24 protein-coding genes are annotated in these 26,850 nt (G+C 75.6%); 8 read left to right on the top strand and 16 right to left on the bottom strand.

Annotated elements, in window-relative coordinates; translation table 11 throughout:
* Positions 1 to 11: 11 nt before the first annotated feature.
* Positions 12 to 518: a MarR family winged helix-turn-helix transcriptional regulator gene (locus ACIQVD_RS00915; RefSeq protein WP_100835677.1), complete on the bottom strand. Its 507-nt coding sequence runs from the start codon at positions 516 to 518 to the stop codon at positions 12 to 14.
* Between the two features lie 223 nt (positions 519 to 741).
* Here ACIQVD_RS00915 and ACIQVD_RS00910 point away from each other — a divergent pair, with 223 nt between their 5' ends.
* The gene (locus ACIQVD_RS00910; RefSeq protein ID WP_402285114.1) at positions 742 to 2,166 is read left to right on the top strand and encodes an MFS transporter; all 1,425 of its coding nucleotides are present in this window, start codon (positions 742 to 744) and stop codon (positions 2,164 to 2,166) included.
* Between the two features lie 325 nt (positions 2,167 to 2,491).
* Here ACIQVD_RS00910 and ACIQVD_RS00905 read toward each other — a convergent pair whose 3' ends face one another.
* The 3 genes from ACIQVD_RS00905 to ACIQVD_RS00895 all read right to left on the bottom strand — a co-directional run bounded on the left by ACIQVD_RS00905 (position 2,492) and on the right by ACIQVD_RS00895 (position 4,586).
* A complete protein-coding gene (locus ACIQVD_RS00905) occupies positions 2,492 to 3,244 on the bottom strand; it encodes a DUF305 domain-containing protein (protein ID WP_402285112.1) in 753 nt (250 codons plus the stop codon).
* Positions 3,241 to 3,972, bottom strand: coding sequence for a DUF3105 domain-containing protein (locus ACIQVD_RS00900; protein ID WP_400688677.1), 732 nt, complete (start codon positions 3,970 to 3,972; stop codon positions 3,241 to 3,243). Before ACIQVD_RS00900 ends, ACIQVD_RS00905 begins: the two co-directional genes overlap by 4 nt.
* 113 nt (positions 3,973 to 4,085) lie before the next feature.
* Positions 4,086 to 4,586: a hypothetical protein gene (locus ACIQVD_RS00895; protein ID WP_400688679.1), complete on the bottom strand. Its 501-nt coding sequence runs from the start codon at positions 4,584 to 4,586 to the stop codon at positions 4,086 to 4,088.
* Positions 4,587 to 4,888: 302 nt separating this feature from the next.
* On the opposite strand from ACIQVD_RS00895, the gene ACIQVD_RS00890 reads away from it, so the two are divergent.
* Positions 4,889 to 6,571 (top strand): hypothetical protein, encoded by a 1,683-nt coding sequence (locus tag ACIQVD_RS00890; protein WP_402285109.1) that lies wholly within the window; start codon positions 4,889 to 4,891, stop codon positions 6,569 to 6,571.
* A gap of 55 nt (positions 6,572 to 6,626) precedes the next feature.
* Here the strand turns inward: ACIQVD_RS00890 and ACIQVD_RS00885 are convergent, their stop codons facing one another.
* Together ACIQVD_RS00885 and ACIQVD_RS00880 are read right to left on the bottom strand one after the other, a co-directional pair.
* Complete coding sequence (locus ACIQVD_RS00885; protein ID WP_400688686.1) at positions 6,627 to 7,235, bottom strand: TetR/AcrR family transcriptional regulator; 609 nt, start codon at positions 7,233 to 7,235, stop codon at positions 6,627 to 6,629.
* Positions 7,236 to 7,657: 422 nt separating this feature from the next.
* Positions 7,658 to 8,407 (bottom strand): GntR family transcriptional regulator, encoded by a 750-nt coding sequence (locus ACIQVD_RS00880; RefSeq protein WP_400688690.1) that lies wholly within the window; start codon positions 8,405 to 8,407, stop codon positions 7,658 to 7,660.
* A gap of 103 nt (positions 8,408 to 8,510) precedes the next feature.
* Here ACIQVD_RS00880 and ACIQVD_RS00875 point away from each other — a divergent pair, with 103 nt between their 5' ends.
* Together ACIQVD_RS00875 and ACIQVD_RS00870 are read left to right on the top strand one after the other, a co-directional pair.
* Positions 8,511 to 8,747: a hypothetical protein gene (locus tag ACIQVD_RS00875; RefSeq protein WP_159073034.1), complete on the top strand. Its 237-nt coding sequence runs from the start codon at positions 8,511 to 8,513 to the stop codon at positions 8,745 to 8,747.
* Positions 8,744 to 8,974 (top strand): hypothetical protein, encoded by a 231-nt coding sequence (locus ACIQVD_RS00870; protein WP_402285106.1) that lies wholly within the window; start codon positions 8,744 to 8,746, stop codon positions 8,972 to 8,974. The genes ACIQVD_RS00875 and ACIQVD_RS00870 overlap by 4 nt, the downstream gene beginning before the upstream one ends.
* Before the next feature lie 137 nt (positions 8,975 to 9,111).
* Here ACIQVD_RS00870 and ACIQVD_RS00865 read toward each other — a convergent pair whose 3' ends face one another.
* The 3 genes from ACIQVD_RS00865 to ureA are packed head-to-tail and all read right to left on the bottom strand — an operon-like array spanning position 9,112 to position 12,701.
* Positions 9,112 to 10,164 carry an agmatine/peptidylarginine deiminase gene (locus tag ACIQVD_RS00865; protein WP_402285104.1) on the bottom strand — a complete coding sequence of 351 codons (1,053 nt, stop codon included), beginning with the start codon at positions 10,162 to 10,164 and terminating at the stop codon, positions 9,112 to 9,114.
* A 31-nt stretch (positions 10,165 to 10,195) separates the two neighbouring features.
* Positions 10,196 to 11,917 carry an urease subunit alpha gene (locus tag ACIQVD_RS00860; protein ID WP_402285102.1) on the bottom strand — a complete coding sequence of 574 codons (1,722 nt, stop codon included), beginning with the start codon at positions 11,915 to 11,917 and terminating at the stop codon, positions 10,196 to 10,198.
* A 28-nt stretch (positions 11,918 to 11,945) separates the two neighbouring features.
* Entirely contained in the window at positions 11,946 to 12,701 is a 756-nt protein-coding gene (gene ureA, locus ACIQVD_RS00855; RefSeq protein WP_402285101.1) for an urease subunit gamma, read from the bottom strand.
* Between the two features lie 362 nt (positions 12,702 to 13,063).
* Between ureA and ACIQVD_RS00850 the strand changes: the two genes are divergently transcribed.
* Together ACIQVD_RS00850 and ACIQVD_RS00845 are read left to right on the top strand one after the other, a co-directional pair.
* Entirely contained in the window at positions 13,064 to 13,489 is a 426-nt protein-coding gene (locus ACIQVD_RS00850; protein WP_402285099.1) for an ATP-binding protein, read from the top strand.
* 317 nt (positions 13,490 to 13,806) lie between these two features.
* The gene (locus tag ACIQVD_RS00845) at positions 13,807 to 16,002 is read left to right on the top strand and encodes a SpoIIE family protein phosphatase (RefSeq protein ID WP_402285098.1); all 2,196 of its coding nucleotides are present in this window, start codon (positions 13,807 to 13,809) and stop codon (positions 16,000 to 16,002) included.
* Between the two features lie 42 nt (positions 16,003 to 16,044).
* Here the strand turns inward: ACIQVD_RS00845 and ACIQVD_RS00840 are convergent, their stop codons facing one another.
* The 5 genes from ACIQVD_RS00840 to ACIQVD_RS00820 form a co-directional block, all read right to left on the bottom strand.
* Positions 16,045 to 17,052: a DUF2637 domain-containing protein gene (locus tag ACIQVD_RS00840; RefSeq protein ID WP_402285097.1), complete on the bottom strand. Its 1,008-nt coding sequence runs from the start codon at positions 17,050 to 17,052 to the stop codon at positions 16,045 to 16,047.
* Positions 17,053 to 17,197: 145 nt separating this feature from the next.
* Complete coding sequence (locus ACIQVD_RS00835; protein WP_400688712.1) at positions 17,198 to 18,025, bottom strand: (2Fe-2S)-binding protein; 828 nt, start codon at positions 18,023 to 18,025, stop codon at positions 17,198 to 17,200.
* A gap of 95 nt (positions 18,026 to 18,120) precedes the next feature.
* Positions 18,121 to 18,900 carry a hypothetical protein gene (locus ACIQVD_RS00830; protein WP_402285096.1) on the bottom strand — a complete coding sequence of 260 codons (780 nt, stop codon included), beginning with the start codon at positions 18,898 to 18,900 and terminating at the stop codon, positions 18,121 to 18,123.
* Between the two features lie 187 nt (positions 18,901 to 19,087).
* Positions 19,088 to 19,945, bottom strand: a complete 858-nt coding sequence (locus tag ACIQVD_RS00825; RefSeq protein WP_402285094.1) for a hypothetical protein — start codon at positions 19,943 to 19,945, stop codon at positions 19,088 to 19,090.
* Between the two features lie 228 nt (positions 19,946 to 20,173).
* Positions 20,174 to 20,764 carry an NTP transferase domain-containing protein gene (locus ACIQVD_RS00820; protein WP_400688720.1) on the bottom strand — a complete coding sequence of 197 codons (591 nt, stop codon included), beginning with the start codon at positions 20,762 to 20,764 and terminating at the stop codon, positions 20,174 to 20,176.
* 131 nt (positions 20,765 to 20,895) lie between these two features.
* Between ACIQVD_RS00820 and moaA the strand changes: the two genes are divergently transcribed.
* Together moaA and ACIQVD_RS00810 are read left to right on the top strand one after the other, a co-directional pair.
* Positions 20,896 to 21,927: a GTP 3',8-cyclase MoaA gene (gene moaA, locus ACIQVD_RS00815; protein WP_402285091.1), complete on the top strand. Its 1,032-nt coding sequence runs from the start codon at positions 20,896 to 20,898 to the stop codon at positions 21,925 to 21,927.
* Between the two features lie 206 nt (positions 21,928 to 22,133).
* Positions 22,134 to 22,883 carry an HNH endonuclease family protein gene (locus tag ACIQVD_RS00810; protein WP_400688726.1) on the top strand — a complete coding sequence of 250 codons (750 nt, stop codon included), beginning with the start codon at positions 22,134 to 22,136 and terminating at the stop codon, positions 22,881 to 22,883.
* A gap of 142 nt (positions 22,884 to 23,025) precedes the next feature.
* Here ACIQVD_RS00810 and ACIQVD_RS00805 read toward each other — a convergent pair whose 3' ends face one another.
* Entirely contained in the window at positions 23,026 to 25,449 is a 2,424-nt protein-coding gene (locus tag ACIQVD_RS00805) for an ArnT family glycosyltransferase (RefSeq protein WP_402285089.1), read from the bottom strand.
* A 111-nt stretch (positions 25,450 to 25,560) separates the two neighbouring features.
* Positions 25,561 to 26,721 (bottom strand): alpha/beta hydrolase, encoded by a 1,161-nt coding sequence (locus ACIQVD_RS00800; RefSeq protein WP_402285087.1) that lies wholly within the window; start codon positions 26,719 to 26,721, stop codon positions 25,561 to 25,563.
* Positions 26,722 to 26,850 lie beyond the last annotated feature (129 nt).

Genomic DNA, 26,850 nt, shown 5'->3' with positions numbered 1-26,850 from the left:
GGCTTGAGCTGTCACCGCGTCGGGTCGGTGCCCGCGAGGGAGTGGGCGAGGCGGTCGAGGCCGGGGAGGGCGCGCATGACGGCTTCGCGGTCGGTGGGGGCGAGGCTTTCGAGGGCGGTGGCGAGGCGGCGTTCGTGGGCGCTCTGCCAGTCGCGCAGTTGCTGGTGGCCGGCTTCGGTGAGGGCGATCCGGGCGGTGCGGCGGTCACCCGGGTCGGGCTGGCGGTCGACCAGGCCGGCCTCCAGGAGCTTGGAGATGAGGCCGCTGACGGTGTTCGGGGCGAGGCGTTGGCGGGCCGCCAGTTCGCCGACCCGCAGGGGGGAGGCGGCGAGGGTCTGGAGGAGTTCGACCTGGGCCATCGGCAGCGCCTCCCAGGGGAACTCGGATCTGATCGAGCTCCGCAGTGCCCGGCGCAGGCGGGTGATCACGTCGGTGAGCTGCTGGGCCCCGGCGAGCGCGTCGGCGCCCGCGTCCACGGGTCCGGGCGGCTGCGGGACGGGCTGGGGCTGCGAGGACATGGCGGACAGCGTAGCGTCCGGCCACCCGCGCGCCGTCGGGAGTCCACCCGTCGACCGGCCGGAACAGTGCCCTGGCCAGGGAGGGGATGGGAGGGGATGGGAGGGGTGAGGGGGGTGGAGGGAGGGGAAGGGCGGCAAGGAAGCGGGGAAGGGGCCGGGGGGCATTGATCGGTGGTAGAGACGCTCCTTGAGCGATTATGTCGGTAGCAGATATGTTTGCCCCATGGTTGAACCCGTGGCCGCCTCCCGGCTGCTCGACACCCTTCGACTCGCCGAACGCCCCCGCCCCCGGGCCGTCGTCCGCTGGCCGTACGCGCACTGGCTGGCGGTCGGCACCGTCTGCCTGGGCGCGTTCCTGGGGCAGCTCACCGCCAGCGTCACCTCGCTCGTCTTCCCCGCGCTGGAAGGGCACTTCGACGCCGCGTTCGCCGCCGTCGAGTGGGTCTCGCTGGCGTACCTGCTGGTGCTGGTCGCGCTGCTGGCCCCGGTCGGGCGGCTGTCGGACCTGGTCGGCCGCAAGGCGATGTACCTGGGCGGGTTCGCGGTGTTCGCCGCGGCCTCGCTCGGTGCCGGGCTGGCCGGGAACCTGGGTGCCCTGGTGGCCTGCCGGGCCGTGCAGGCGGTCGGCGGCGCGATGATGCAGGCCAACAGCGTCGCCCTGGTCGCCCGCGGCGTCCCCGAGCGGGCGATGCGCACCGCCCTCGGCGTGCAGGCCGCCGCCCAGGCGCTCGGCCTGGCGCTCGGACCGACCCTCGGCGGGCTGCTGGTCGCGCACGCGTCCTGGCGCTGGGCGTTCTGGGTCAACGCGCCGATCGGCGCACTGGGCGTGCTGACCGGCTGGTTCCTGCTGCCGCGCACCTTCCCGGACGGCCGCCGCCCGGCCCGCGCCGCCCGCGAGGGACGGTTCGACCTGGCCGGACTCCTGCTGCTGGCGGCCTCCTCCACCGCGCTGCTGCTCGCGCTGTCCGCCGCCTCCGGCCTGCCGCTGCCCGGCTGGGCGGTGGCCGGGCTGCCGGTCGCAGCCGCCGCCGGGACGCTCGCGCTGGTCCGCCGGGAGCGCCGCGCCGACCGTCCGATCATCCCGCCCGGCCTGGTCAACACCCCCGGCATCCGGGCCGGCCTGCTGGTCGCGCTGAGCGGCTACCTGCTGCTGTTCTGCCCGCTGGTGCTGGAACCCGTCGTGCTGGCCGGACGCGGCACCACCGCCACCGCCGCGGGCGCCGCGATCACCGCGCTGCCCGCCGCGTTCGCCCTCGCCGCGACCGCCGGCGGCGCGCTGCTGCCCCGCCGCTGGAACGACGCGGCCCGCTGCCGCTGCGGCGCGCTCACCGCCGCCACCGGACTGCTCGCCCTGGCCGCGCTGCCCGCCCCCGGCCCGTGGACGACGGCCGCGGCGCTCCTGCTCACCGGCTACGGCCTGGGGCTGCTGCTGCCCGCCAACAACGCCCTGGTGATGCGGGCGATACCCGCGCAGAGCTCGGCCGTCGGCGGCGGGCTGGTCAACATGGTGCGCAGCCTCGGCACCGCACTCGGCACCGCGCTCCCGGTCCTGGCCGTCCACCAGGCCGGGACGGCGGCGGGCAGCCGGGCCGTCCTGCTGCTGCTCGCGGCGGTCGCTGCGCTGGCGGTCCGACTCTGTCGGGGCTGAACGGGGGAGGGGAGGGGGAAGGGGTTGACGAGCAAAGGAGTTGAGGGGCGGCGGCGGGCGGCCGGGCCGTTCTGCTGCTGCTCGCGGCGGTCGCCGCGCTGGCGGTCCGACTCTGCCGGGACTGAGCGGGGAAGGGGAGCGGAGGGGTAGGGGATGAGGGGAGAGGAGGGGCCAGGGGGTTGGAGGGCAACGAGAGCGCGGGGTGGCGGGGAGAACGCCGGAGGGCGCCGCCCGGGATTCCGGCCGGCGCCCTCCGGGGGCGACGTGGTGGCGTTGACGCGGTGCGCCGCGCCGCGCTGCGGTGGCGTCGCGTCGCGTCGCGGTGTCAGGGAGCGGGCTGGGCGCCGCGCTCGGTGAGCATGTCGGTCATCAGCTGGATCTCGGCGTGCTGCGCGTCGACCATGCCCTGGGCGAGCCGCTTCTCCGGGGCGTTGGCCCCCGCGTCCACGTACGCCTGGGCCATCTCCGCGCCCGCCCGGTGGTGCTTGATCATCAGCTGCAGGTAGAACACCTCGGCGTCCCGGCCGCTGAGCGAACGGAGCTTGTCCAGTTCGGTGTTGGTCGCCATGCCGGGCATCAGCGAGCCGTCGTGCGCCTCGTAGGTGTGCCCCATCCAGGTCATCGGCTTGGCGTTGCTGTTCTGCGAGAGGCCCCACTGGTCGAGGAAGCCCATCAGCATGCCGCGCTGGTTGGCCTGGGTGTTGATGATGTCGAACGCGAGGCCGCGCACCGCCTCGTCCTGGGTGCGGTCCCGGACGATGAACGACATGTCGATGGCCTGCTGGTGGTGCATCGCCATGTCGCGGGCGAACCCGGCCTCCGCCGAGTCGGTGCTCGGCGCGGCCGGGGCCGTCGAGGCGGTCGCCGAACTGCCGGACGCCGGGGTGCTGCCGGAGACCAGCGCCGGGACGCCGAGCCCCAGCGCGACCACGGCGGCCAGCGCGGCGGGCCACCAGAACGCCCGCCGGCCGCGACGGGCGGCCGACCGTCGCGGCTCGTACCCGGCGGACGCCTCGTGTGCTTCGTACGCCTCGTCGTCGTCCGGTTCCGGCCCCTCGCCGGTGCGGGCGGCGGTCACATCGCCCCCGAGCTGCAGCTGGCGCCCTGCTCCAGGGTCTGCGGGCCCTGCACGAACTTGGCGAAGAAGGTGTCGATCCGCGGGTCGCTGGCGGAGTCCACGATCAGCTGGTTGCTCCACGCGGTCAGCGTGATGGTGCCCTGCTCGTCCGGGTACGGGCTCATCAGGCTGTACGGGGTGGCCTTGACCTTGTCGCTGAGCGTCTTGATGTCCTCGGGGGTGGCCTTGCCGTTGTAGGTGACCCAGACCGCGCCGTGCTCCAGCGAGTGCACCGCGTTCTCGTTCTTGACCGGCTTGTCGTAGACGTTGCCCATGCAGGTCTGCCAGACCGGGTTGTGGTCACCGCCGACCGGCGGGGTCTGCGGGTACTTCACGTCGGTCTGGACGTGGTTCTGGGTGAACTTGCCGAAGGTCTGGAGGCCCGGGATGTCGGCCTTCGCGGCGTCGTCCTTGGCCTTCTGCGCGGCGTCGGCGGCGGCCGCGGCGGCGGCCTTCTTCTTGTCGTTCTTGTCCTTGGCGTCCAGCGCGAGCCAGGTGCCGCCGCCGATCATGGCGAGCACCAGGGCGGACGAGATGCCGATGGTGAGGAGCTTGTTGCGGCGCTCGCGGCGCTGCTCGACGGCGCGCAGCTCGGCGATCCTGGCCCGGCGGTCGGCCTGCTGGGCGGACTTGCTGCCCGGCTTGGGCTGCTTGCCGGTGGGGTTGGACTGCTTCGAGGCGGAACCCATGGGTGTCTTCCTTGTCCCCGCCGTGGCGAGCACGGCGGTCTGCGGTGGGGTGGGGGCAGCGGAGCCGCCGGCCTCCCCCGCGCGGCGGGGCGGCGGTCGGCGGTGGGTTCCGCTCAGGACCGGTGAACCTGCAGGGCGTGCAGGTCGGGCGCGTGGTGCGATCCCGTCGGCGTGCCGTCGGCCGAGGCGGCGGGCGTCACCGGCGGGGCGACCAGCCGGGGCCGGACGGCCGTGCCGGGCTCCGGCGGCGCGTTCGGCAGGTGCGACTCCGGACCGCAGAAGGGGTGGCTGGAACAGCCGTGACCGGGCACCGGGCCCGGGTTCTCCGCGGTGCACAGGATGAACGTCGCCCCGGGGGCCTCCGCCGCCGGGTCCGCCGCCGGGTGCGGCGCGGGCGGAAGGTGGTGCGACACCGCCGCGGACGCCGCCCCGACCGTCCCGGCGGACGGGCCCGCGACGGGCACCGCCCCCGGCTGCGCGGACGCGCCGTGCGCCTCCTGCCCGGCCGACGGGGAACTCAGCGGCCGCGCGGTCGCGGCGGTCGCCGCGCACGGCAGCAGCGCGAGCAGCGCGGCCAGCAGCAGGGACCACAGCACCGCCGCCGGACGGAGCACCGCGCATGCGGCTCCTCCGGGGCGGGTACGAGATCCTGGCGCGGTCATGCGCACATATTAATCAGCCGATCGGGTGAAGCGATGCCCCCCTTGGGCTCTCATTTTCCGGCCGAACGCCCCACGGCCCCGCCCCCGAAGGCCCTGTTGGGGCCCACCCGCCCCCGTCCCTCGCCCACCCGCGCCACCTGTGGCCGGAACCCCTACCCGGACGTCCGCGCGATCTTCCGAATCCCGGACACCGTCGTCGCACTTCGCGAGAATGGCCTGACGTCCGGCCCCCCTCACGGATCAGGAGCGGTCAGTTGAACGAGCAGGGCCCGCCCCGGCAGCCCCGTCCCGACGACGCCTGGTGGCACACCGTCTACGCGGGCCCCGCCGGCACCCTCCCCGACACCCCCGCCGCGGACGCCGGCACCGGCACCGTCGACGACTGGTTCATCACCGCCGCCGGACTGATCGCCCCGCAACGCCGCCCGGAGGAGGACGCCTCGGCCGGGGAACCGGTCCGGGAACCGGAACCCGCACCGTCCCCGACACCCGCGCAGGCGCAGGTCCCGACACCAGCTCGGGCCCCGGCACCGGCACCGGCCCCGGCCCAGGCGCCGGAGCGTGCGGCCGGGGAGGCGGTGGAGACGGCGGTCGAGGCGCAGCCCGGTCCGCCGCCGCGCAGTTGGGCCGAGGCCGCCTGGCCCGACCTTTCGAAGGAACCGGCCGCCCCCGCGCCGACGCCGACCCTGACGGACCTGCCGACCGCCGGCACGGAGGCGGAAGCGGGGACGCAGCCGACAGCGGAACCGGCCGCGCAACCCGAGCCCGAGCCCCAGTCGCAGCCTGAGCCGCAGCCGGAACCCCAGGCCGCGCCCGAGCCCGTCCCGGCACCCGAACCCGTCCCCGCGCCGGTGCCGGAACCCGCCCCGGCGCCGGAACCCGCACCCGCGTCCGCACCCACCCCCACCCCCCGCCCCGAGCCGACCGTCGTCGCGGAGCACCCGTCGCCGGAGCGGGCCGCGTCCGCGCCCTGGCTGGGGCGTCCGCAGGCGCCGGCGGTGCCGCACGTGGGGGAGCGGCCCCCGACGTACGCGCCCGAGCCGACCAACCTGCCCGCCGCCGATCCGGCGGGGCTGGCCGCGGTGGTGCCCGACACGGCCGTCGACGGGGCCGGGTTCGCGGGCACCACGCTGCGGGCGGTGTCCATCCGCGGCGACTCGGCCCGCTACCGGGGCGAGCCGCGCACCGACGCCCTGCTCACCGTCCGGTTCGGCGAGGGCGAGGAGGCGCTGGTGCTCACCGTGCTGGCCGCGCCCGCCCGCCGGGCCAACGCCCAGTGGGGGTCCGTCGCGGCGGGCGAGGCGGCCCGGCAGCTGGCCGCCGCGATCGGCCGCAGCCGGGCCGAACTCGCCGCCGACCTGCGGGCCGGGGCCCGCGACCGCCTGCGCTACGGCCTCCAGCGGATCGCCCTCCAGGCCGTCGTGCAGCTGCGCAGCGCCGCGGAGACGGCCGCCCACGAGGCGGCGCACGAGGCCGCGCAGCACGGGGAGGGCGACGGGACGTCCGGGCTGCCGCCGGAGGAGACCGCCTCGCTGCACTGCCTGCTGATGTCGGCGGACCCGGCCGCGACCCACCGCGCCGCGTTCGGCACCGGCCCCGGCGGGCTCTACCTGCTGCGCTCCGGGCACTGGATCGACGCCTACGCCGCGCGGCTGCTGCACCACCCCGACGGGCAGCCGCCGCTCCCGCCGGCCGCGCCGCCCACGCCCCGGCCGTTCCGCTTCCGCCTGGTCCCGGCCACCTCCGGCGACATCCTGCTCCTGTGCACGCCGGGCCTGGCCGCGCCGATCGCCGAGGAGCCGGCCGTCGCCCACTTCCTCTCCAGTCACTGGGCGCACCCGCACCCGCCGGGCACCGTCGACTTCCTGCGCCAGATCCAGGTCCGCGCCAAGGGCTACGCGGACGACCGCACCGCGGCCGCGGTCTGGACGGAGTAGACGGGCCGGACGGAGCAACCGGTCCGCGGCCCGGCGCCGGGGGTTCGAGGACGCCCTAGGCGGGCAGCCCCAGCAGGGCGTGCGCCGCGGACCTGGCCTGGGCGAGGGCCCCGTCGCGGGTGGTGGCGGGCAGGCCGATGGCGAGCGGGACGGCGAGGCCGTCGAGCAGGGCGCGCAGTTGGGCCGCGCGGGCGGGGGTGGCGCCGGGGGCGGGGAGGAGTCCGGTGTCGCGGCCCTCGGCGAGCAGGGCGGTGAGGTCGTCCTGCCAGGGGGTCTCGATGTCGAGCTGGCCCTGGCGGAGCTCCGCGGTGCCGGGGGAGCGGCTCCACACCTCGATCCACAGGATCCACCGGGGGTCGCCGGGGCCCTCCGGGAGGTAGAGCTCCAGGTAGCGGTCGAGCCGTTCGAGGACGGGGTCCTCGCGGCGGGCGAGTGCGCGGCCGCGGCGCTCGCCGAGCTGGGCCTCGCTCCAGCGGAGGGTCTCCAGCAGGAGCTGGTCCTTGCTGCCGAAGTAGTAGAGGAGGTGTCCGGCGCTCATGCCGAGCTGTTCGCCGAGGCCGGCCATGGTGAGCCGGGCCAGGCCGTGTTCGGCGATCGCGGCGCGGGCGGCGGCGTAGACCTCTTCGCGGGGGCGCGCCGGGCGGCGGGTGCGCGGCTGCGCCATCCGTACTCCTCGGTGTGTCGCTTGTCGGGGGCCGCTCCGGTGCGGGAGGTCCCGGGACGGGCGCTTCCCCGGCCCGGAGGTCCCCCGTCCCGGGGCCTCCCGCCCGGAAAGCTCCTGGTGCGGAAGCCCCCGTACGGGAAGTCTCCCGCAGGGGAAGTCTCCCGCACGGCGCGCGCGGGGTTCACCAGCCGCCGTGCTCGCGGCTCCCGGCGCTCTCCCGGCGGTCTCCCGGCGGCCGTCGGCGAGTCCGGCGCGGTGGGCGCGGCGGAGCAGGGGGGGGGCGGACCGGGCGGGGCCGAGGCCGGGGGCCGGGCGCAGGAGTCCGGCGGTCGGGTCGTCCGGGTTCTCGAGGGCCGTGGGTCCATCGCACCGCTTCCCGCGGGCGGGCGCCCTTCCGCCGGGCGCCCGCCCGCGGCCGGGGGTCAGGCGCCGGGCGGGCGGCCGTACCGGGTGGCCCAGCGTTCGCCGGGCAGGACGAGGTCGGCGGTCTCGACGGGACGGCCGGTGGCCCGGTCGTAGTGGGTGCGGCGGATGGCGAGGGCGGGCACGCCGGGCAGCAGCGTGAGGGCCTGGGCCTCGGCGCGGGTGAGATTGCGGGCGCTGACCTGTTCGACGGGCTCGCCGACCTCGATGCCGATGCGGGCCATCCGCGCGGCGATGCCGATCCCGGAGTACGGCCCGGCTTCGGGCAGCACGATCAGGGCCTGGCCGGTGACGGCCATCGGCTCCCAGGACTCGGCGAGGTACCCGGGCTCGCCGTCGACCAGGTAGACGTACGAGGTGTGCATCACCGGGTCCTCGGGTGCGATGCCGAGGCGTTCGGCGATCTGCGGGCTGGCGGCCTCGGTGGTGGACTGGCTGCGCCAGGAGGGGGTGACGCCCTGTTCGGCGAGCCCGGTGGTGTCCGGTCCGGCGGCACCGGCGAGGCGGACCAGCGGACGGGGCGGTTCCTGGTCCCGGACGAAGTAGCCGCGCCCCTGTTTGGCGAGCACCACGCCTTCCTGCTCCAGCAGCCGGTACGCGGACTGGCCGACGCCGTGCGAGAAGCCGTACTGGGCCCGCAGGTCGGCCAGGGACGGGAGTTGACTGCCCGGCGGATATTCGCCGGAGGCGATCCGGTCGCGGAGCTGCTCGGCGACCTGGAGATAAGCGGAGGGCCCGCTGCCGGTCATGGAACATCCTCCGAAAGGTGTGTGGTCCAGCCGATCGGTGACACAGTATCCCGGGTGGCACTACTCTACGTGTAGAGCTTTGCCCTATGTGTACTCTGGGGGAGTGGTGCAGATCAGCACGCGCGCGTCCGACCTGCGGACGGCTATCGAACGGGCCTCGGGCGCACAGGCGGACGTGCGATGCGCCGTCGGCAGCACCAGGATCAGCATTCCCTGTCCACCCGACGACGCCCTGACCTGGGGAGAACTGCTCCGGGCCCTGCGCACCGCCGACCGCTGGGGATCGGTCACCGCCGACGGAGAGACCGTCATCTGGGCCCAGATCGAGGAGGAGCCGTGAACGCCGACCAGTCGCAGGCCGGGCCGCAGCCGGGCAGCCCGGACCACCGCTACCGGCCGTGCCGGGAGTGTCCGCGCTGTACAGCTGGGACCGGCCGCGCCCCCGTCCTGGAACGGGACTGCTGGGACGCCTTCCTGACCGACGCCGTCACCGCGATGGCCGAACGCCGCCGGCGCGAGCGCCGCCGGGAGGAGGAGTGGGGCGTGTTCGACCCGCCGCTGCCCTGACGGCGGGCCGACGGGCCGGGGCGAACGAACAGCGGCCGCGGGCCGGAACTCCCCTTCTTCCGAGGGGAGTTCCGGCCCGCGGCCGTTGCAGGTCAGGTCGGGTCAGGTCAGGTCAGGTCAGGTCAGGCTACGGCGGGTCAAGCCCGCGGCTGCTGCTGGGTGATGCAGTGGATGCCGCCGCCGTTGGCGAAGATCTCGCGGGCGTCGACCAGTTCGACGGTGCGGCCCGGGTACGCCTTCTCCAGGATCGCCTTGGCCTGCTCGTCGCGCGGGTCGTCGAACGCGCACAGCACGACCACGCCGTTGGCCACGTAGTGGTTGATGTACGAGTAGTCGACCGGCTCGCCGTCCTCGTCCCACAGCACGGTGGGCGCCGGGAGTTCGATCACCTCCAGGGTGCGGCCCCGGGCGTCGGTGGCGGTGCGCAGCAGGTCGGCGAGCTCCCGGCAGACGGCGTGGTCGGGGTGGGCCGGGTCGGGCTGGGAGTGGACGACCACGGTGCCGGGGCGGACGAAGGCGGCGACGATGTCGATGTGGCCGCGGGTGCCGAACTCGTCGTAGTCGCGGGTCAGTCCGCGCGGCAGCCAGATCGCCCTGCTGGTGCCCAGGTGGGCGTGCAGCTCGGCCTCGACCTGCTCGCGGGTCCAGTCGGCGTTGCGGCCCTCGCCGAGCTGCACGGTGTCGGTGACCAGGACGGTGCCCTCGCCGTCGACGTGGATGCCGCCGCCCTCGTTGACCAGCCGGGAGGCGAAGCGCCGCACGCCGGCCAGGTCGGTGACGTGCTCGGCGACGTCCTGGTCCTTGTCCCAGCGGGCCCAGGACTGCGCGCCCCAGCCGTTGAACACCCAGTCGGCGGCGGCCACTTCGCCGTTCCCGTCGATCAGGAAGGACGGGCCGATGTCGCGCATCCAGGCGTCGTCGAGCGGCCGTTCGACGATCTCCACCTCGGCGGAGAGGTAGGGGCGGGCGGCCTCGGTCTCGCCGGTGTTCACCACCAGGGTGACCGGCTCGTACCGGACGATCGTGTTGGCGACCTCGGCCCAGGCGCGGCGGGCCGCGTCGAGCTGCTCGGCGCCGTCGAAGGTCGGGTTGGCGGTGGGGAAGGCCATCCAGGTGCGCTGGTGCGGGTGCCACTCGGCGGGCATCCGGAAGCCGAGCTCGGCCGGGGTGGGGGCGGGGGAGTCGGTCATGAGGGTGGATTCCTAGGTGGGGGAAGGGTGTTCAGAGGAAGTAGAGGCGGCTGAGCGAGACCGAGTCGGCGGGCGCCGAGCGCAGCGGCTCGCCGTCCAGCGAGACCAGTCCGGTCGCGGAGACGTCGACCCGGCCGAGCCGGCCGTTGCGCAGCATCGAGCGCGGCCCGATGCCACGCGTCCCGCGCACGCCCACCCGCCGCCTGCGGGTGGGCAGTTGGTCGCCGGCCACGTCCAGGTAGGCGGAGTCGGCGGCGGCCTGGGCGACGAACGCCACCGAGAGGTCCGCGGCGGTGGCCCCGTGCGCGCCGAACTGCGGCCCCAGCACCAGGGGTTCGCAGCGGTCGGTGGAGGCGTTCGGGTCGCCGACCACGCCGTACGCGGGGAAGCCGGCCTTCAGGACGAGCTGCGGCTTGGCGCCGAAGTGGTCGGGGCGCCACAGCACCAGGTCGGCCAGCTTGCCGACCTCGATCGACCCGACCTCGTGCGCGAGGCCGTGCGCGATGGCCGGGTTGATGGTCAGCTTGGCGATGTAGCGCAGCACCCGCTCGTTGTCGTCGCCGCCCTCGGCCGTCCCGTACGAGCCGGTGCCGTCCAGCGGGCCGAGTTCGGACTTCATCTTCCCGGCCATCGCGAAGGTGCGGCGCACCGTCTCGCCGGCCCGGCCCATGCCCTGGGCGTCGGAGGAGGTGATGCCGATGACGCCCAGGTCGTGCAGCACGTCCTCGGCGCCCATGGTGCCGGCCCGGATGCGGTCCCGGGCCATCGCGGCGTCGCCGGGCAGGTCGGGCTTGAGGTCGTGGGCGGAGACGATCATGTCGTAGTGCTCGCCCAGCGCGTCCCGGCCGAACGGGAGGGTGGGGTTGGTGGAGGAGCCGATGACGTTCTCCACGCCCGCCATCTTCAGCACGTTCGGCACGTGGCCGCCGCCGCAGCCCTCGATGTGGAAGGCGTGGATGGTCCGGCCCTCCAGCACCGCGAGGGTGTCCTCCACCGACAGGCACTCGTTCAACCCGTCGGTGTGCAGCGCGACCTGGACGTCGTACTCCTCGGCGACCCGCAGCGCGGTGTCCAGCGCCCGGGTGTGCGCGCCCATGTCCTCGTGCACCTTGAAGCCGGAGGCGCCGCCCTCGGCCAGCGCCTCCACCAGCGGGGCCGGGTCGGAGGACGAACCCCGGCCCAGGAAGCCGATGTTGACCGGCCAGGCGTCGAAGGCGTTGAACGCGTGCCGCAGCGCCCAGGGCGAGTTGACGCCCACGCCCCAGACCGGGCCGAACTCCTGCCCGATGATCGTGGTCACGCCGGAGGCCAGTGACGCCTCCATGATGCGCGGGGAGAGCAGGTGGACGTGGGTGTCGACGGCGCCGGCGGTGGCGATCAGGCCCTCGCCCGAGACGATGGTGGTGCCGGTGCCGACCACCACCTCCACGCCGTCCAGGGTGTCCGGGTTGCCGGCCCGGCCGATCCCGGTGATCCGGCCGGCCCGGATGCCGATTGAGGTCTTCCGGATGCCCTGCACCGCGTCGATCACCAGCACGTTGGAGACCACCACGTCGCAGGTCTCCCGGACGGCGGCCGGCTTCAGGTGCAGCCCGTCCCGGGCGGTCTTGCCGAACCCGGCCAGGAACTCGTCGCCCGGGGCCTGCGAGTCCGACTCGACCCGGACGATCAGCCCCGAGTCGCCGAGCCGGACCCGGTCGCCCGCGCGCGGGCCGTGCACCGAGATGTAGTCGTGCGGGGTGATGGCGCTCATGCGGGGTCCTTCCGGCTGGTCGAGGGGGTCACTGGGCGGGCTCGGCGTCGTCGGGACCTGTGCTGTCGAAACCGGCGTCGTCGAGCCCGGCGTCGTCGAACTCCGTCAGGTAGCCCGTGGCCCGGGCCTTCGCGAGCGCCGCCTCCTTCGCGCCCGGCGCGTCCAGCGGGCCGTCCACCAGCCCGGCGAACCCGATCGCCACCCGGGCCCCGCCGATCGGCACCAGGCCGACCTCGACGGTGGCGCCCGGGTCGAAGCGCACCGAGGAGCCGGCCGGCACCGCGAGGTGGGTGCCGTACGCGGCGGCCCGGTCGAAGGCCAGCCGCGGGTTGGACTCGAAGAAGTGGAAGTGCGAGGTCACCGAGATCGGCACCGCGGCGGTGTTGTGCACCGGCAGCAGCAGCGACTCCTCCACCGGGTCGTACCCGGCCCCGGCGCCGGGCAGCGCCGCACCCGGCGCGTCCTCGCCCAGCGAGCCCGCCCCGCGGAACGGGTCGGTGACCACCGCGAGCCGGGTGCCGTCCTCGAACACCGCCTCCACCTGCACCACCGTCACCACGTCCGCGACGCCCGGCAGCACGTCCGCGGCGCTCAGCACGCTGCGGCCGGCCTCGATCGCCTCGGCGAGCCGCCGGCCGTCGCGGGCCGCCTCGCAGACCGTGTCCGCGATCAGCGCCGTCGCCTCGGGGACGTTCAACCGCACGCCCCGCGCCCGGCGGGCGCGGGCCAGTTCGGCCGCGGTGAAGATCAGCAGCCGGTCCCGTTCGGTGGGGGTCAGTCGCACGGTGCCTCGCTTTGCGGGGGTCGCGGGGGTGGCGGGTGTGCCGGGGTGGCGGGGATGAGCCGGTACAGATGTTAGAACGTCGTTCAAACTTAGCACCGCCGACACCCCGGGCACACGGGTGGGAGAACCCGGCGCGCGGACCGGGAGGACGGCGGACCGCGGCGCCCGGGCGGCCCGAGGGGTTTTCCGGGTGCGGAGTGGGCATGAGGAAAGGCGAGGAGCGGCTGCCGGACCGCCGGGGGAGCGGGGGCGGCGCGGTGCGGAGCCACGGCGGGGGGCGTACGAGGTTGATGGACGGTCAGGCGAGGTTCCCGCGGCAGCGGTCGGCGTCGTGGCGGGAGGGGGCCGAGCACCGGGGGCCGGTGCCGGAGGCACCGGCGGCGCACCTGCCCGGGTGCGCGCTGCACCGCCGGCTGCACGCCGCGCTGGATGCGGCGGACCTGCCGGCGGTCGGCGCGGTCCGCCGCCGGCTGCGGGCCGCGCTGGAGCACTGGGGCGTCCCCGCGGAGCTCGCCGACACCGCGGAGCTGCTCGCCTCCGAGCTGGTCACCAACGCGCTGGTGCACACCGGCCGGGGCGCGGTGTTCGACGCGGTGCTGACCGACGCCGCCCGGCTGCGGGTCGAGGTGCAGGACGCCGCCGGCGGCCGGGTGCCCAACCGCCGCGCGGCCTCCGAGACGGCCACCTCGGGGCGCGGCCTGCTGCTGGTGGAGGCGCTGGCGGACGACTGGGGCGTGCAGCTGCGGGCGGACGGGAAGACCACCTGGTTCGAACTGTCCGCGGCCTGAACCGGTCATTCCGGCCCGCCGCCGGAGGCCGCCCGGAGCACCGCACGGACCCGCCCGGAGCACCGCACGGACCCGCCCGGAGCACCGCGCATACGGGGTCCGAGCGCCGCGCGGACGGGGCCGCGGGTGAATATGCCGGACGTGATCGTGTGCGATCCGTACCGTTCGGCCCAGCGGCATTGCCGCCTTGCCGAACATACGAGAGGGTAGTGAGAATGTGTGCCAGGAGGCACGCACCATCATCGCGGCCCGGCCGGCCCGGCAGGGGACACGGGTTCCCCCGCGGCCGCCGGGCAAGGCACACCGGCAGGAGAAGCATGGCCACAGAGCCCGAGGCGCCTGGGCCCGCCCGCCGCACCCCGCCCGCCCAGGCCACCAGGAACGAGACCCCCGCGAACCCGCTGCGCACCGCCCCCGGCCCGTCCGTCGGCCGCCCCGTGCCGTCCTCCGGGCGCGGCCTGCCGACCCGCACCGGCGACTCCAGCCCCGAGTGGCTGGAACCGGCGATGGCCGCCAACGGCATCGGCTCGTTCGACTGGGACATCCGCCGCGACGCGCTGGTCGGCGACCAGCGCGCCTGCGCGATCCTCGGCCTGGTCGGGCAGCCCTTCGACCGCACCTTCGCCTCCTTCCTGGCCCTGCTGCACCCCGAGGACGCGCCCGTGGTGCGCCGCCGGGTCGAGCGCGCCGTCGCCGAGCTCGGCCAGTGCGGCGCCTACTACCGCACCGTCTTCCCCGACGGCGAACTGCACGCCGTGCGCTTCCGCGGCCGGGTGCTCGCCGACGCCTTCGGCCGCCCGTCCCGGATGGTCGGCTTCGTCTGGGACGCCACCGTCGAACTGCACAAGCGCGAGCGCGCCGACGAACTGGCCGTGCTGCGCGAGCAGCGCTCCCGGTTCATCAAGGAGGCCGCCCGGGCGCTCTCCGAGGCCGTCACCGTCCGGGACGTCGCCCGGGTCTTCACCGAACTGCCGCTGCCGGGCCTGGGCCCCGACGGCCTCGCGCTGGCCTCGCTGGAGGCCGGACGGATCGCGCTGCTCGGCTCCACCGGCTACCACAACGGCCTCAGCAACCAGTTCGACCGCATCCCGCTGGCGCCCACCCACCCCGCCGCCGAGGCGATCCGGCAGCGCGCCCCGGTCTTCGTCTCCAGCCGCGAGGAGTACCGCGAGCGCTACCCCGAAGCCTGGGACTGGGCCGAGCGGAGCGGCCGCTCCTCCTGGGCCTTCCTGCCGCTGATCGCCAGCGGCCGCCCCACCGGCATCTGCGTGGTCTCCTTCGACGACGACCGCGAACTCGACGCCGACGAGCGGACCCTGCTCTCCACCCTGGGCGGCCTGGTCGCCCAGTCGCTGGCCCGGGCCCGCCTGCACGACGCCGAGCACGAACTCGCCGCCGGCCTCCAGCGCGTCATGCTGCCCCGCACCGTCCCCGCCGTCCCCGGCGTCAGCACCGCCGTCCGCTACCTCGCGGCCGGCTCCGGCCTCCAGATCGGCGGCGACTGGTACGACGTCGTCCCGCTCCCCGGCGGGCACGTCGGCCTGGTCATCGGCGACGTCCAGGGCCACGACGTGCACGCCGCCGGCATCATGGGCCAGCTGCGGATCGCGCTGCGCGCCTACGCCGCCGAGGGCCACCCGCCCGCCGCGGTGATGGCCCGCGCCTCCCGCTTCCTCGCCGACCTCGACACCGACCACTTCGCCACCTGCACCTACGCCGAGGTCAACGTCGACTACGGCGTGGTCTACGCCGTCCGGGCCGGGCACCTCGACCCGGTGGTGCGCCGCGCCGACGGCACCGCGCACCCCGTCCCGGTCGCCGGCGGCCTGCCGCTGGGCGTCGACCCCGACGAGGAGTACCGGGTCACCCGGTTCAGCCTCGACCCCGGCGAGACGGTCGTGCTCTGCACCGACGGACTGGTCGAGGCCCGCGACATGGACCTCGACACCGGTTTCGCCCGGCTCTGCGAGACCGTCTCCGGCGAGCTCCCCGGCATCGACGAGTCACCCCGCGAACCGCTGGAGGAACTCGCCGACCGGATCGCCTCCCAGGCCGCCGACGGCAGTGAGCGCGAGGACGACATCGCCCTGCTCCTGCTGCGCTGGGACGGCCCCGCGGGCGGGCGCGCCGCCCAGCAGCTGCGCCGCCGGATCGGCCAGGCCGACCTGGCCCGGATCGCCGAACTGCGCGGCGAACTCCGGGACGCGCTGCGGCGCTGGGGCGTGCCCGAACTGATCGACACCGCCGAGCTGCTCTCCTCCGAACTCGTCACCAACGCGATCCGGCACACCGACCGCGACGCGATGTTCACCGCCCGCCTCTACCAGGAGCACGGCCGGGCCCGGCTGCGGGTCGAGGTCGAGGACGAGTCCGACCTCTGGCCGACCCGCCGCACCCCCGGCGAGCAGGCGTCCTCCGGCCGCGGCCTGATGCTGGTCGAGGCGCTCGCCGACACCTGGGGCGTGGAGCCCCGGGGCACCGGCAAGCGGATGTGGTTCGAGCTCAGCAGCTAGCGCAGCCCCGGGGCCCCGGGCGTCAGGTGTCGACGGGCGCCCTCACCCGAACTGCTGCTCCAGGTCCTTGAGCTTCTGCTCCAGCGAGTCGAGCCGCGGCAGGGTCACGGTGTCCTCCTCCGGGGTGAGGTCGATGCTGCGGTGCGCCGCCGGGGTGGCGGGGAGGCCGGCGGGTGCTATGGCGGGCTCCGTCGGGGCGGACGGCGCGGGGGCCGCGGCGGGTTCGAGCTGGCGGGCGGCGCGGTGGCGCCAGCCGGCGCCCGGCTGGCGGCCGATCGCCCGGATCTCGGCCCGCTCCCGGCGGGAGGCCAGCCTGCGGCGCTCGCGGTCCTCGGCCGCCGTCCGCTTGTCGTCGCGGACCTCCTCGACCGCCTCGTCCAGGGTGCGGACGCCCTCCAGCAGCATCAGCGACCAGGCGGCGTACGTCTCGCGCGGGGCGCGCAGCCAGCGGACCACCCGGATCTGCGGCAGCGGGCGGGGCACCAGGCCCTGCTCGCGGAGGGCGGCGACCCGGGTCTGCTTCAGTGCGCGGTCGAACAGGACGGCCGCCGAGAGCGACATTCCGGCGAAGAACTGCGGGGCGCCGTCGTGGCCGAGGCCGCGCGGGGCGTGCACCCAGTTGAACCAGGCGGACGCGGCGGCGAACAGCCACACCAGCAGGCGGGAGCCGAGCGCGGCGTCGCCGTGGCTGGCCTCGCGGACGGCGAGCACCGAGCAGAACATCGCCGCGCCGTCCAGGCCGAACGGGACCAGGTACTCCCAGCCGCCGGACAGGCCCAGGTTCTGGACGCCGAAGCCGACCAGCCCGTGGAAGGAGAGCGCGGCGGCGACCGCGGCGCAGCAGAACAGCAGCAGGTAGGAGGCGCCGCCGTAGAGGGACTCGGTGCGGCGGCGGCGCTCCTCGGCCCGCTCCCAGGAGGAGTCCGGCCCGCTGCCCGCGGTGGTGGCGGAGCCGGTGCGGCTGCGGGCGAAGGCCAGCAGGGCGACGACGGCCACCAGGGCGGCCGTACCGGCGACGGCCCAGCCCAGCGGTATGTCCGACAGTCTCATGACCTGATCCAGCCTCGCTTTCCGGGTCGTGATGGCGGGGACCATCATGGCGGAGAAATTCGGCGATCGAGGCGGGATCGGGGTCATTACCCCGATAGGGGGGAATTTCCCCGGGTCATCCCCCGGAAATGAATGATGGTCAGACCTATTTGGCGCGCGGGCAGCTGACGCAGAGTTCGGTCGGCCGGACGGTGTAGTACAGGCAGCAGCTGACCCTGGTCCGGGCCCGCCCGCCGCCCTCGGCGCGGAAGCCCGGCGTGCCCACGAACGGGGCCGCCGCGGCGTCGCCGGTCAGCAGCGCCTCCAGCGCCGCCACCGCCCGGGGCTCCTCGCCCAGCAGGCCCGCCACGTACCAGAGGCCGTCCACCACGTCGTCGGTCACCAGCCCCCACAGGGTGCGCGGGCCGCGGCGGACCAGGGGGCGGAAGGAGTCCAGGACGGGCGCGAAGTGCTCGGCGAGCGCGGTGCGCAGGGCGGCGTCGAGCGCCCGGCGGTCCGGCACGACCCGCGCGTCGGCGCGGCCCGCGGCCGGGTCGTCGGGCAGGCAGTGGAAACCGGCCGGACGGGCGGTCAGCTCCCCGGTGGTCCGGTTGATCGAGACCCGCGACGGCGGCAGCAGCGGCACCCGGCGCTCCAGCAGCCAGGGCAGCGTGAAGGCCAGCGCGACCGGCCAGGCGTAGCGGTGCAGGCTGAACCCGGCGGTGACGTCCGGCCGGGTCGGCGCGCCGTACAGGTCGAGGCCGAGGCGCTCGTCGAAGGCGACCATCGCCTCCAGCGCCGCCGCGTCCCCGGCCAGCGCCGCGGCGGTGGTCCAGCCGGGGCCGGTGCGCGGGGCGGCGTGGTGGATGCGCAGGTCGGGGAAGACCTGGCCCAGCCGCAGCCAGCTCCCCCGGCAGGGGAGGGCGTCGCGGGCGGCGGGCACGGAGGAGGCGGTGGGGGCGGCGGGGGACTGCTCGACCTGGTACGTGGTCACGCGGGCTCCCTGGGTGGTGCTCCCGGGAGCGGGCCCGGGCACGGCGAGGTGGACCTGCCCGGGCCACTGCTCGCCCCGGACAGGTAAGGCTCACCTTAGCTGATGCCGCGCCGCAGGTCGCTCGGTGCGCCGCCGTCCGGGGGACCGGGCTGCGCCGGGACCTGGGCCAGCCGCCTCGCCAGCCACACCGGCACCCCGCCGAGCGCCTGCACCAGCCGGGCCGCCTCCGCCCGCAGCCGCTCCGCCTCGGCCGGCTCCGACACCTCCGCCAGCGAGGCCAGCGCCGGCGCCACCCCCACCGTGAAACCCAGCTGCTCGCGCAGCCGCAGCGAGGCCGCGAACCCGGCCCGCGCCCGCTCCCGGTCGCCCGTCGCCTGGGCCAGGCCCGCCAGGTGCCGCCAGGTCGAGGAGCGCAGCAGCTCGTCCCCGCGTTCCCGGGCCCCCTCGTGCGCCCGGGCGTACGCGCTGTGCGCCGCCGCCGGGTCGTGCAGCAGGTTCTCCGCGACCAGCCCGCGCCGGAAGTCCAGCAGCGGACGCCCCGGCGCCCGCGGCGCCAGCAGCGCCGAGGTCCGTCCGAGCGCCGCCTGCGCCTCGTCCAGCCGGTCCCGGCGGCCCAGCACGCTCGCCACGTACGCCAGGAACCCCCGGGCGCAGGAGGCCGCCGCCCGCGCCTCGATGCCCGCGACCGACGCCTCCGCCTGGCGCAGCGCGTCCTCCGCCCGCTCCCAGTGGTCCGCGGTGAACAGGCACTGCTCGATCAGGAGCTCCGCCCGCTGGAGCGCCGCGGCCGGGTCCCGCCCGGCCTGCGGGCGCAGCAGGTCGGCCGCCTCCTGCCAGCAGCCGCGCGACCTCAGCCGCCAGACGACGTCCGCCATGCCCCCCGGGGCAGTCCCGTGCACCGACAACGCCACCTCCTTGTGCGCGCCATGCAACGACCCGCCGGCCTCCCCAAGCGCCCGCGCCGTGGCGGCAATTCAACACGCGCCGGAGCTTGTGCACCAGATCACGAGCGCGAGGAAATCCGGAACGGCCCGATCCGGACGGTGGCGTGCCGGTGGGGCCTCAGGACGTCCAGCCGGTCTCCATCAGGGCCTCGGCGGCGCCGTTCGACGGCTGCGGGATGCCCGCCGCGTCCAGCGTGAACAGGGCGACCAGCAGCTGCTCGCCGCGGACCACGGTCTGCCGGGAGTAGCCGGAGACGGTGAACATGGCCGCCGCGACGTCCTCGCCGTGGAGGGTTTCCAGCCACAGGCACTCCACCGCCTTGACGTCGGCGGGCTCGGTCCAGGTGTCCACCCGGGCCACGATCCGCCCGCCCAGCAGGGTGGTGGAGTCCCGCTCCGGGCCCGGCGCCGGCTCCAGGTCGGCGAAGCCCAGCCACTGCAGGTAGCGGGCCGCCGTCAGCACCGCGTCCTGCGGGGTGCGCACCGGCTGCGGGCGGAACGGCGGGCGCAGCGCGCGGGCCGGGCCCGAACCGGCGGCCGGCGGGTCCGCCACCGGGGCCGGGACGGCCGGCGGAACGGCGGTGGTGTACGGGCGGGCGCTCTCCACCGGGCGGACCGAGCGCGGCCCGGTGCCCTGCGGGCGCGGCGCCCGGTCCACCGGCAGCCGGACGGTCGCCCCGCAGTCGCAGGTGAACTCCGGCTGCGGCCACTGGTCGCTGCGCCCGCAGTGCGGGCAGCGCATGTTCAGCCAGGAGTCCTCCCAGGACCGGAACCGCACCTGCACCGGCACCCCGCCGCGCAGCAGCGGCACCCGCAGCTGCGCCCCGCACGGGCACGGCAGGCTCGGCGGCTCGTACCGGCGCTCGGCCCGGCAGGCCGGGCAGCGCAACTGGCTCGCTCCCGACGGCGAACCGGGGGGAAACCCGTTCGGGCCCATCTCGTCGGTGGCGCCGGCGGCGTCCTCGGGCAGCGGCATGTGGTCACCGTCCGTTCGGATCGGGGTGGGAGGGAATCGGCGGGAGGGGAATCGGCGGGAGGGGTGGGTCTCCATCCTGGCCGATCGGCGCCCCGACCGGTACGGAATGAGGTATTCCTCCAGCGGAGTTGAGGTGGGGAAAAGGTGCGCGGACGGTCACGCGCCGGGGGGCGCGCACGACCGCCGTGACCTCCGGGGCGGACGGGCACCGGCGGGAGTGGCGTGGCGTCAGCCGATGCCCCAGCGGACCAGGTCGGCCGGGGTGTCGAGGTCGTCCGGGACGGCCGCGTCCGTGCAGTCGACCAGGGCCACCGGACGGGACGCCAGCAGCGCCCGGGCCCCCGCGTCGCCGGTGGCGGTGGTGCGCAGGGCCGGGAAGTGCGCGGCGCCGATCAGCACCGGGTGCGCCCGGCGCCCGGCGTAGGCGCAGGAGGCGAGGTCCGCGGGCCCCGCGTGCACGGCCAGCAGCCGGCGGACCGCCGCCGCGGTGACGCCCGGCGTGTCCACCAGCAGGACCAGCGCGGCCGTCGCCCCCGGCGGCAGCGCGGCCAGGCCCGCGAGCAGCGAGGAGGCCATGCCGGTGCGCCAGTCGGGATTGTCGACGAGTCGACAGTCGCCGGTGTCCGTCCGGGCCCGCACCTCCCCGGCCGCCGCGCCCAGCACCGCGACCGCGCCGTCGCAGCCGCCCTCCGCCGCCACCGCCAGCGCGTGCTCCAGCAGCGTCCGCCCCCGGTAGGGCAGCAGCGCCTTCGGCCGCCCGCCGAGGCGCGACCCGCCGCCCGCCGCCAGCACCAGGGCCGGCACCCGCAGTTCCGCCATGCCGCCAGTGTGCCCCCCGCCCCCCGCCGCCCCGCCTTGGACGATCCGACAGGCCGCCCCCGCCGCCCGCCCGCCGCTCCCGGCCGTTCCGTCCCTGGACCGGCCCCCGGCCGCCCCCGTTCACTGGCCCCATGGCACCGCGCACCACTGACGTCCCCGCCGCCGCTCCCGCCGGTGCGCCCGCACCGCTGGTCGACCGGCACGGCCGGGTCCACACCGACCTGCGGCTCTCCCTCACCGACCGGTGCAACCTGCGCTGCACCTACTGCATGCCCGCCGAAGGACTCGACTGGCTGCCCCGCGACCAGACCCTCACCGACGCCGAACTGCTGCGCCTGGCCCGGATCGCCGTCCACCGCCTCGGCATCCGCACCCTGCGGCTCACCGGCGGCGAACCCCTGCTGCGCCGCGGCCTGCCCGACCTCCTCGCCCGGCTCGGCGACCTCGGCGCGGAACTCTCGCTCACCACCAACGGCATCGGACTCGCCCGCCGCGCACCGGAGTTGAAGCGGGCCGGCCTGCACCGGGTGAACGTCAGCCTGGACACCCTGCGCCCCGAGCGCTACGCGGCACTCACCCGCCGGGACCGGCTGGCCGACGTGCTCGCCGGGCTGGCCGCCGCCAAGGCCGCCGGGCTGGAACCGGTGAAGGTCAACGCGGTGCCGGTGCGCGGCGTCAACGAGGACGAACTCGTCGACCTGGTCGAGTTCGCCGTCGACGGCGGCTACCGGATGCGGTTCATCGAGTCCATGCCGCTGGACGCCCAGGGCGCCTGGGACCGGGCCGCGATGGTCACGGCGGCCGAGATCCTCGACGTGCTCGCCGCCCGCTGGCGCCTCGTCCCGGTCGGCCGGCCCGGCAACGCGCCCGCCGAGGAGTGGCGGCTGGCCGGCACCGGCCACGTGATCGGCGTGATCGCCTCGGTCACCCGCCCGTTCTGCGGCGGCTGCGACCGGGTCCGGCTCACCGCCGACGGGCAACTGCGCAACTGCCTGTTCGCCACCGAGGAGTCCGACCTGCGCGCCCTGCTGCGCGGCGGCGCCGACGACGCGCGGATCGAACGGGCCTGGCGGGCCTGCGTCGCCGGCAAGCGGCCCGGGCACCGGATCGGCGACGCCGACTTCGTCCGGCCGGAGCGGCCGATGTCCGCGATCGGCGGCTGAGGACGGCTGAGGACGGCAGAGGACGGCAGAGGGGAGGCCGAAGGGCGGTGGGTCCGCGGGTGCGGGCGACGTATTCTCCCAGCCGGAATGCCGGGATCGGGGGGAAAGGAGAGATATGTCATGCGGTGGTCCGGACGGCTTGACCCGGCGGGGCGGGGCTGGTCTCCTGGTGGGCCGTCAGAGTCGCCCAGCCGCAGAGGAATACCGTGCGAGCCCGCCGTACCGCCGTCGTCGCCGTCCTGTTGCTCGCTCCGCTGGCCCTCACCGGGTGCACCAGTGGGAAGAAGGGGTCGAGCGGCGCCACCTCCCCCGGGGCGGTCTCGCAGGGGACCAACCCGCTGCAGAACCCGGACGGCACCAAGCCCGGCCTGGCGCCCGTCACCAGCGACGCCGACCGCAAGGCCGGCCTGGACCTGATCACCCAGGTCAGGACCGCCGACCCCGGGCCGAAGACCGGCTACGACCGGGACCAGTTCGGCCCGGCCTGGACGGACAACGTGGACGGCGTGCCGCTGGGCCACAACAACTGCGGCACCCGGGACGACGTGCTGGCCCGGGACGGGAAGGACGTCGAGCACAAGGACGGCTCGGCCTGCGTGGTCACCGGGATGACCATCTGGGACCCGTACACCGGCAAGACGGTGCAGTGGAACAAGCAGCAGGCGTCGAAGATCCAGATCGACCACGTGATGCCGCTGTCCTACGACTGGCAGCAGGGCGCCGCCAAGTGGGAGAAGGCCAAGCGGGTGCAGATCGCCAACGACCCGCTCAACCTGATCCCCGCCGACGGCTCGCAGAACGCCGCGAAGGGCGACTCCGGCCCGGCCACCTGGCTGCCCGCCAACACCGAGGTGCGCTGCTCGTACGCGATCCGGTGGGCGCAGGTGTCGCTGAAGTACCAGCTGCCGGTGACGCCCGCCGACAAGAAGACCATGCTCGCGCTCTGCGGCGGCTGACGACCGCTGACGGCCGCTGACGCCGGCTGGCGACCGCTGGCGGCGGCGCGGTGGCGCGGGGCGGACGGCCCCGAGGCCGCCCGGGCTCCCCGGGGGAGGGGAACCGGACGGCCTCGGGGGCTGCGCGGGGGAGGGGCGCCGGTCAGAGGCCGGGGCTCTTGGGGGTCGCGGTCAGGTCGTACAGGGTGGTGCCGCCGACGGTCTTGGCGGTGTAGGTGGCCTCCACCCAGGAGCTGATCTCCGCGGAGTAGTTCGAGCCGCCCATGCTGCCGCCGCCCATGCCGCCGCCACCGATGAACCAGTGCACCTTGCCCTCCCGGACCAGCTGCTTGAAGCCGTCCAGGGAGAGCGACGGGTCGCTGCCGTTGAAGCCGCCCAGCGCCATCACCGGTTCGCCGCTGGCGAGTTGGTAGCTGGCCTGGTTCTGCGAGCCGACCGCGGCGGCGACCCAGGTGTACTTGCCGGCGTCCTGCTTGAGCAGGTCGGCCACCTCGGTGGAGACCTGGGCGCCGTTCAGCAGGCCGCCCATGCCGCCCATGCCGCCGCCGCCCGCGCCGCCGAAGCCGCCGCGTCCGGTGCGGCGCTCGCCGTCGGTGCCGGTGCCGGTGCCGGTGCCGCCGCCCGGGAAGCCCGGGAAGGCGCCCGTCCCGCCGTTGCTGCCGGTGCCGGTGCCGGTGCCGTTCTGGGTGCCGCCGGGGAAGGCCGGCATGCCGTTGCTGCTGCCGCCGGTGCCGCCGGTGCCGGTGCCGCCCGGGAAGTTGGGCATGCCGCCGGTGCCGGTGCCGCCGCCCGCCCGGCCGCCGCCGGGGAAACCGGCCCCGCCGCCGGGGAAGCCGCCGCCGCGACCGCCGAAGCCGCCGCTCTGGACGGCCGGGCCCGCGGTGACGATGGAGCCGCTGTGGCCGGTGGAGACGGTGTCGAGGGCGTACGCGGCCGGGCCGGCCAGGGTGGCGGCCAGGGCGGTGAGGCCCGCGACGGTGGCGATCCGGCGGCCGGTGAGGCCGGGGATGCGGCCCGCGAGGAGCAGCGCGATCGCGGCGAGGACGCCGCCGATCAGCACCGCGTCGCGCAGCCACGGCACGAACTGCGCGCTGCGGCCGAGCAGTTGGTGCGCCCACCAGGCGGTGACCGCGACCGTGACGGCCAGCACGGCCGCGTACGGGAGGCGGTGGCGGGCTCGCCACAGGCCGTCGGCGCCCATGCCGACCAGGGCGGCGACCGCCGGGACGAGGGCCACCGTGTAGTACTGGTGGAAGATGCCGGACATGAAGCTGAAGGTCAGCGCGGTGGAGAGCAGCCAGCCGCCCCAGACCAGGAAGCCGATCCGGGCCGAGTCGGTGCGCGGGTGGCGGCGGGTGGCCCAGAGGCCGAAGGCCAGCAGGATCAGCGCGGCGGGCATCAGCCAGGCGATCTGGCCGCCGATGTCGCCGTCGAACAGCCGGGTGACGCCGGTGGAGCCCCACATGCCGCCCCCGCCGCCCGCCCGGCCGCCACCGCCGCCGCCGACCGAGCCGGTCTCGTCGCCGGTGATCCGGCCGAAGCCGTTGTAGCCGAAGGTCAGGGAGAGGAAGGAGTTGTCCTGCGAGCCGCCGATGTACGGGCGGGCGGAGGCCGGCATCAGTTCGACGATCGCCACCCACCAGCCGCCGGCCACCACCATGGCGACGGTGCCGTACAGCAGCTGCCGGAGGCGGCGGCCCGGACCGGTGGGCGCGCACACCAGGTACACCAGGGCGAACGCGGGCAGCACCAGGAACGCCTGGAGCGTCTTGGTGAGGAAGCCCAGGCCGAACATCACGCCGACGAACACCAGCCAGCGGGTGGACGCCGTCTCGGTGGCCCGGACGGTGCCGTACGCGGCCAGGGTGAGCAGCAGCACCAGCAGCGCGTCCGGGTTGTTGAAGCGGAACATCAGCGCCGCGATCGGGGTCAGCGCCAGCGCGGCGCCCGCCACCAGGCCGGCCAGCGGGGCGAAGCGGCGGCGCACCGTGGCGTACACGGCGGCGACCGTGCCGACGCCCATCAGCACCTGCGGGGCCAGCAGGCTGAACGAGCTGAGGCCGAGGAGGCGGGCGGAGAGCGCCATCGGCCACAGCGCCAGCGGCGGCTTGTCGACGGTGATGAAGTTCGCCGAGTCCGAGGACCCGAAGAACATCGCCTTCCAGCTGACCGAACCGGCCTGGACGGCGGCCGAGTAGAAGGCGTTCGCCCAGCCGGAGGCGGTCAGGTTCCAGAAGTACAGCACGGCCGTCGCCAGCAGCAGGCCGAGGAAGGCCGGACGCACCCAGCGCGGGTCGTCCGGGCGCCCGCGCCAGGTGCGGGCGGGCAGCGTGCGCAGCCGGCCGGCCCAGGAGGCCGGTCCCTTCGGGCCGGTGGGCGGCGGCGCGACGGGCGGGAACAGCGTCTCAGCGGGCCGCTCGCGTTCGGCCCCGGCGGGCGGGAGCGGCCCGGCGGAGGGCCACTCGGTCGGCCCGGCCGCGGCGTGGGCCGCGACCGCCGGGGGCGGGTAGTTCGCGGCGTCGGGCCACGGCTCGCTGGTCGGAGGAACGGAACTGGACGTGGTCATGGGCACTACGCTCGGAGGCCCGGCTGAGAGGTTGATGAGAGGCGGCTATGAGGGCGCTCTAAGTCTCCCGGCGGACGGGTGACGTCCGCCTCCGCGCGCGGTGACGGGCCGTCAGCGGAGGGCGGCGGCGGCGGCCCCCGCACCGGCCGGGTCCGGGGTGGGCGGGGCGAGGCGGGTGCCGAGCCAGGCGAGGGCCGGGGGGATCTCGCGGGTCCAGGTGTGGAAGTTGTGGCCGCCGCTGTCCAGGGTGATGGTGGAGAGCCGGGTGGGGGCCTTGAAGGCGGCGACCATCTCCTGGGTGGGCCGGTAGTTCTCCTCGTTGCGGCTGGTGGCCAGCAGCAGCGAGACCGGCGGGGCGGGGTGGTTGCGCAGCCGCCACAGCAGGTCGTTGTCCTGCCTGACCTGCTCGCTGCCGCCGAACAGGTCGCCGGTGGTGGGGTCGTTGTGCACCTCGTAGTAGCCGGACAGCGCGATCGCCGCCCGGTACGAATCGGGCTTGCGCACCGCGAACTTGACGGCGCAGTAGCCGCCGGTGGAGTCGCCGATCACGGCCCGCGCCTCGGGCCGGTCGTCGACCCGGTAGGCGGCGGACATCGCCTTCGGCAGGTCCTCGGTGAAGAAGGTCTCCACCTGGGGCCCGCCGGGCACGTCCATGCACTCGGTGTCCCGGTTGCCGACCAGGGTGGGCCGCATCATCACCAGCACGGTGGGCGGCATCTTCCCGGTCTCGACGGCCTTCAGGGCGGACGCCGGGTACTGGAGCAGCGAGATCAGCTTCTCCGGCGTGCCCGGGTAGCCGGACAGCGCCAGCAGCATCGGGAAGCGGCTGTTCGCGTAGGCGGGCTGGAAGTACTGCGGCGGCAGGTAGACGTACGCGGGGGTGCCGGTCAGCCCGGAGCCGGTCCCGTGGATCTCCACCCGCTGGATCACCCCGGAGCGGTCCTGGGCGGAGCCCTGCGCGGAGTACATCCGCTGCTCGCCGGTGACCGAGACGGCCCGGCCGCCGGGCTGGTGGTCGACCACGGTGCCGGGGCTGCCGTCCAGGCCGAGCAGGTCGCTCCAGGTCGAGTAGAACCCGAAGTAGGAGTTGGCGACCAGGCCCATCGCGACCAGCACCGTGACCTGCGTCCCGAGGAACGCCGCGATCCGGCCGAGCCAGGCCCGCCAGCCCCGCCCGCCGAGCCGGGGCCACAGCCCCATGGTGGCGGCGAACGCGGCGACGGCCACCAGGGTGGCGATGATCTGCAGGGGGAGTCCGGTCAGGCTGGGCACCCGATGATCGTAAGGTACGCCTTCACGGATCTCCCAGCCGGCTCCCAGCCGGTTCACGGTTTCGCCAAGCCCGCCCCAAGCCCGCCCCAACTCACCTGCCGCGCAGGCCCGTCGGCGCTCCCAGCCGGG

The organism is Kitasatospora sp. NPDC090308 (assembly GCF_044769485.1).
In the GTDB taxonomy this organism is placed as follows: domain Bacteria; phylum Actinomycetota; class Actinomycetes; order Streptomycetales; family Streptomycetaceae; genus Kitasatospora; species Kitasatospora fiedleri.
The sequence above is the reverse complement of the archived record's forward strand: the minus strand, read 5'-3'. Positions and strand labels throughout refer to the sequence as shown.

Coding starts and splice junctions, on each gene's coding strand:
- ACIQVD_RS00915 (WP_100835677.1), bottom strand. CDS start 518: ATGTCCTCGCAGCCCCAGCCCGTCCCGCAGCCGCCCGGACCCGTGGAC.
- ACIQVD_RS00910 (WP_402285114.1), top strand. CDS start 742: ATGGTTGAACCCGTGGCCGCCTCCCGGCTGCTCGACACCCTTCGACTC.
- ACIQVD_RS00900 (WP_400688677.1), bottom strand. CDS start 3,972: ATGGGTTCCGCCTCGAAGCAGTCCAACCCCACCGGCAAGCAGCCCAAG.
- ACIQVD_RS00885 (WP_400688686.1), bottom strand. CDS start 7,235: ATGGCGCAGCCGCGCACCCGCCGCCCGGCGCGCCCCCGCGAAGAGGTC.
- ACIQVD_RS00880 (WP_400688690.1), bottom strand. CDS start 8,407: ATGACCGGCAGCGGGCCCTCCGCTTATCTCCAGGTCGCCGAGCAGCTC.
- ACIQVD_RS00865 (WP_402285104.1), bottom strand. CDS start 10,164: ATGACCGACTCCCCCGCCCCCACCCCGGCCGAGCTCGGCTTCCGGATG.
- ACIQVD_RS00860 (WP_402285102.1), bottom strand. CDS start 11,917: ATGAGCGCCATCACCCCGCACGACTACATCTCGGTGCACGGCCCGCGC.
- ACIQVD_RS00845 (WP_402285098.1), top strand. CDS start 13,807: ATGGCCACAGAGCCCGAGGCGCCTGGGCCCGCCCGCCGCACCCCGCCC.
- ACIQVD_RS00840 (WP_402285097.1), bottom strand. CDS start 17,052: ATGAGACTGTCGGACATACCGCTGGGCTGGGCCGTCGCCGGTACGGCC.
- ACIQVD_RS00830 (WP_402285096.1), bottom strand. CDS start 18,900: ATGGCGGACGTCGTCTGGCGGCTGAGGTCGCGCGGCTGCTGGCAGGAG.
- ACIQVD_RS00825 (WP_402285094.1), bottom strand. CDS start 19,945: ATGCCGCTGCCCGAGGACGCCGCCGGCGCCACCGACGAGATGGGCCCG.
- ACIQVD_RS00820 (WP_400688720.1), bottom strand. CDS start 20,764: ATGGCGGAACTGCGGGTGCCGGCCCTGGTGCTGGCGGCGGGCGGCGGG.
- moaA (WP_402285091.1), top strand. CDS start 20,896: ATGGCACCGCGCACCACTGACGTCCCCGCCGCCGCTCCCGCCGGTGCG.
- ACIQVD_RS00805 (WP_402285089.1), bottom strand. CDS start 25,449: ATGACCACGTCCAGTTCCGTTCCTCCGACCAGCGAGCCGTGGCCCGAC.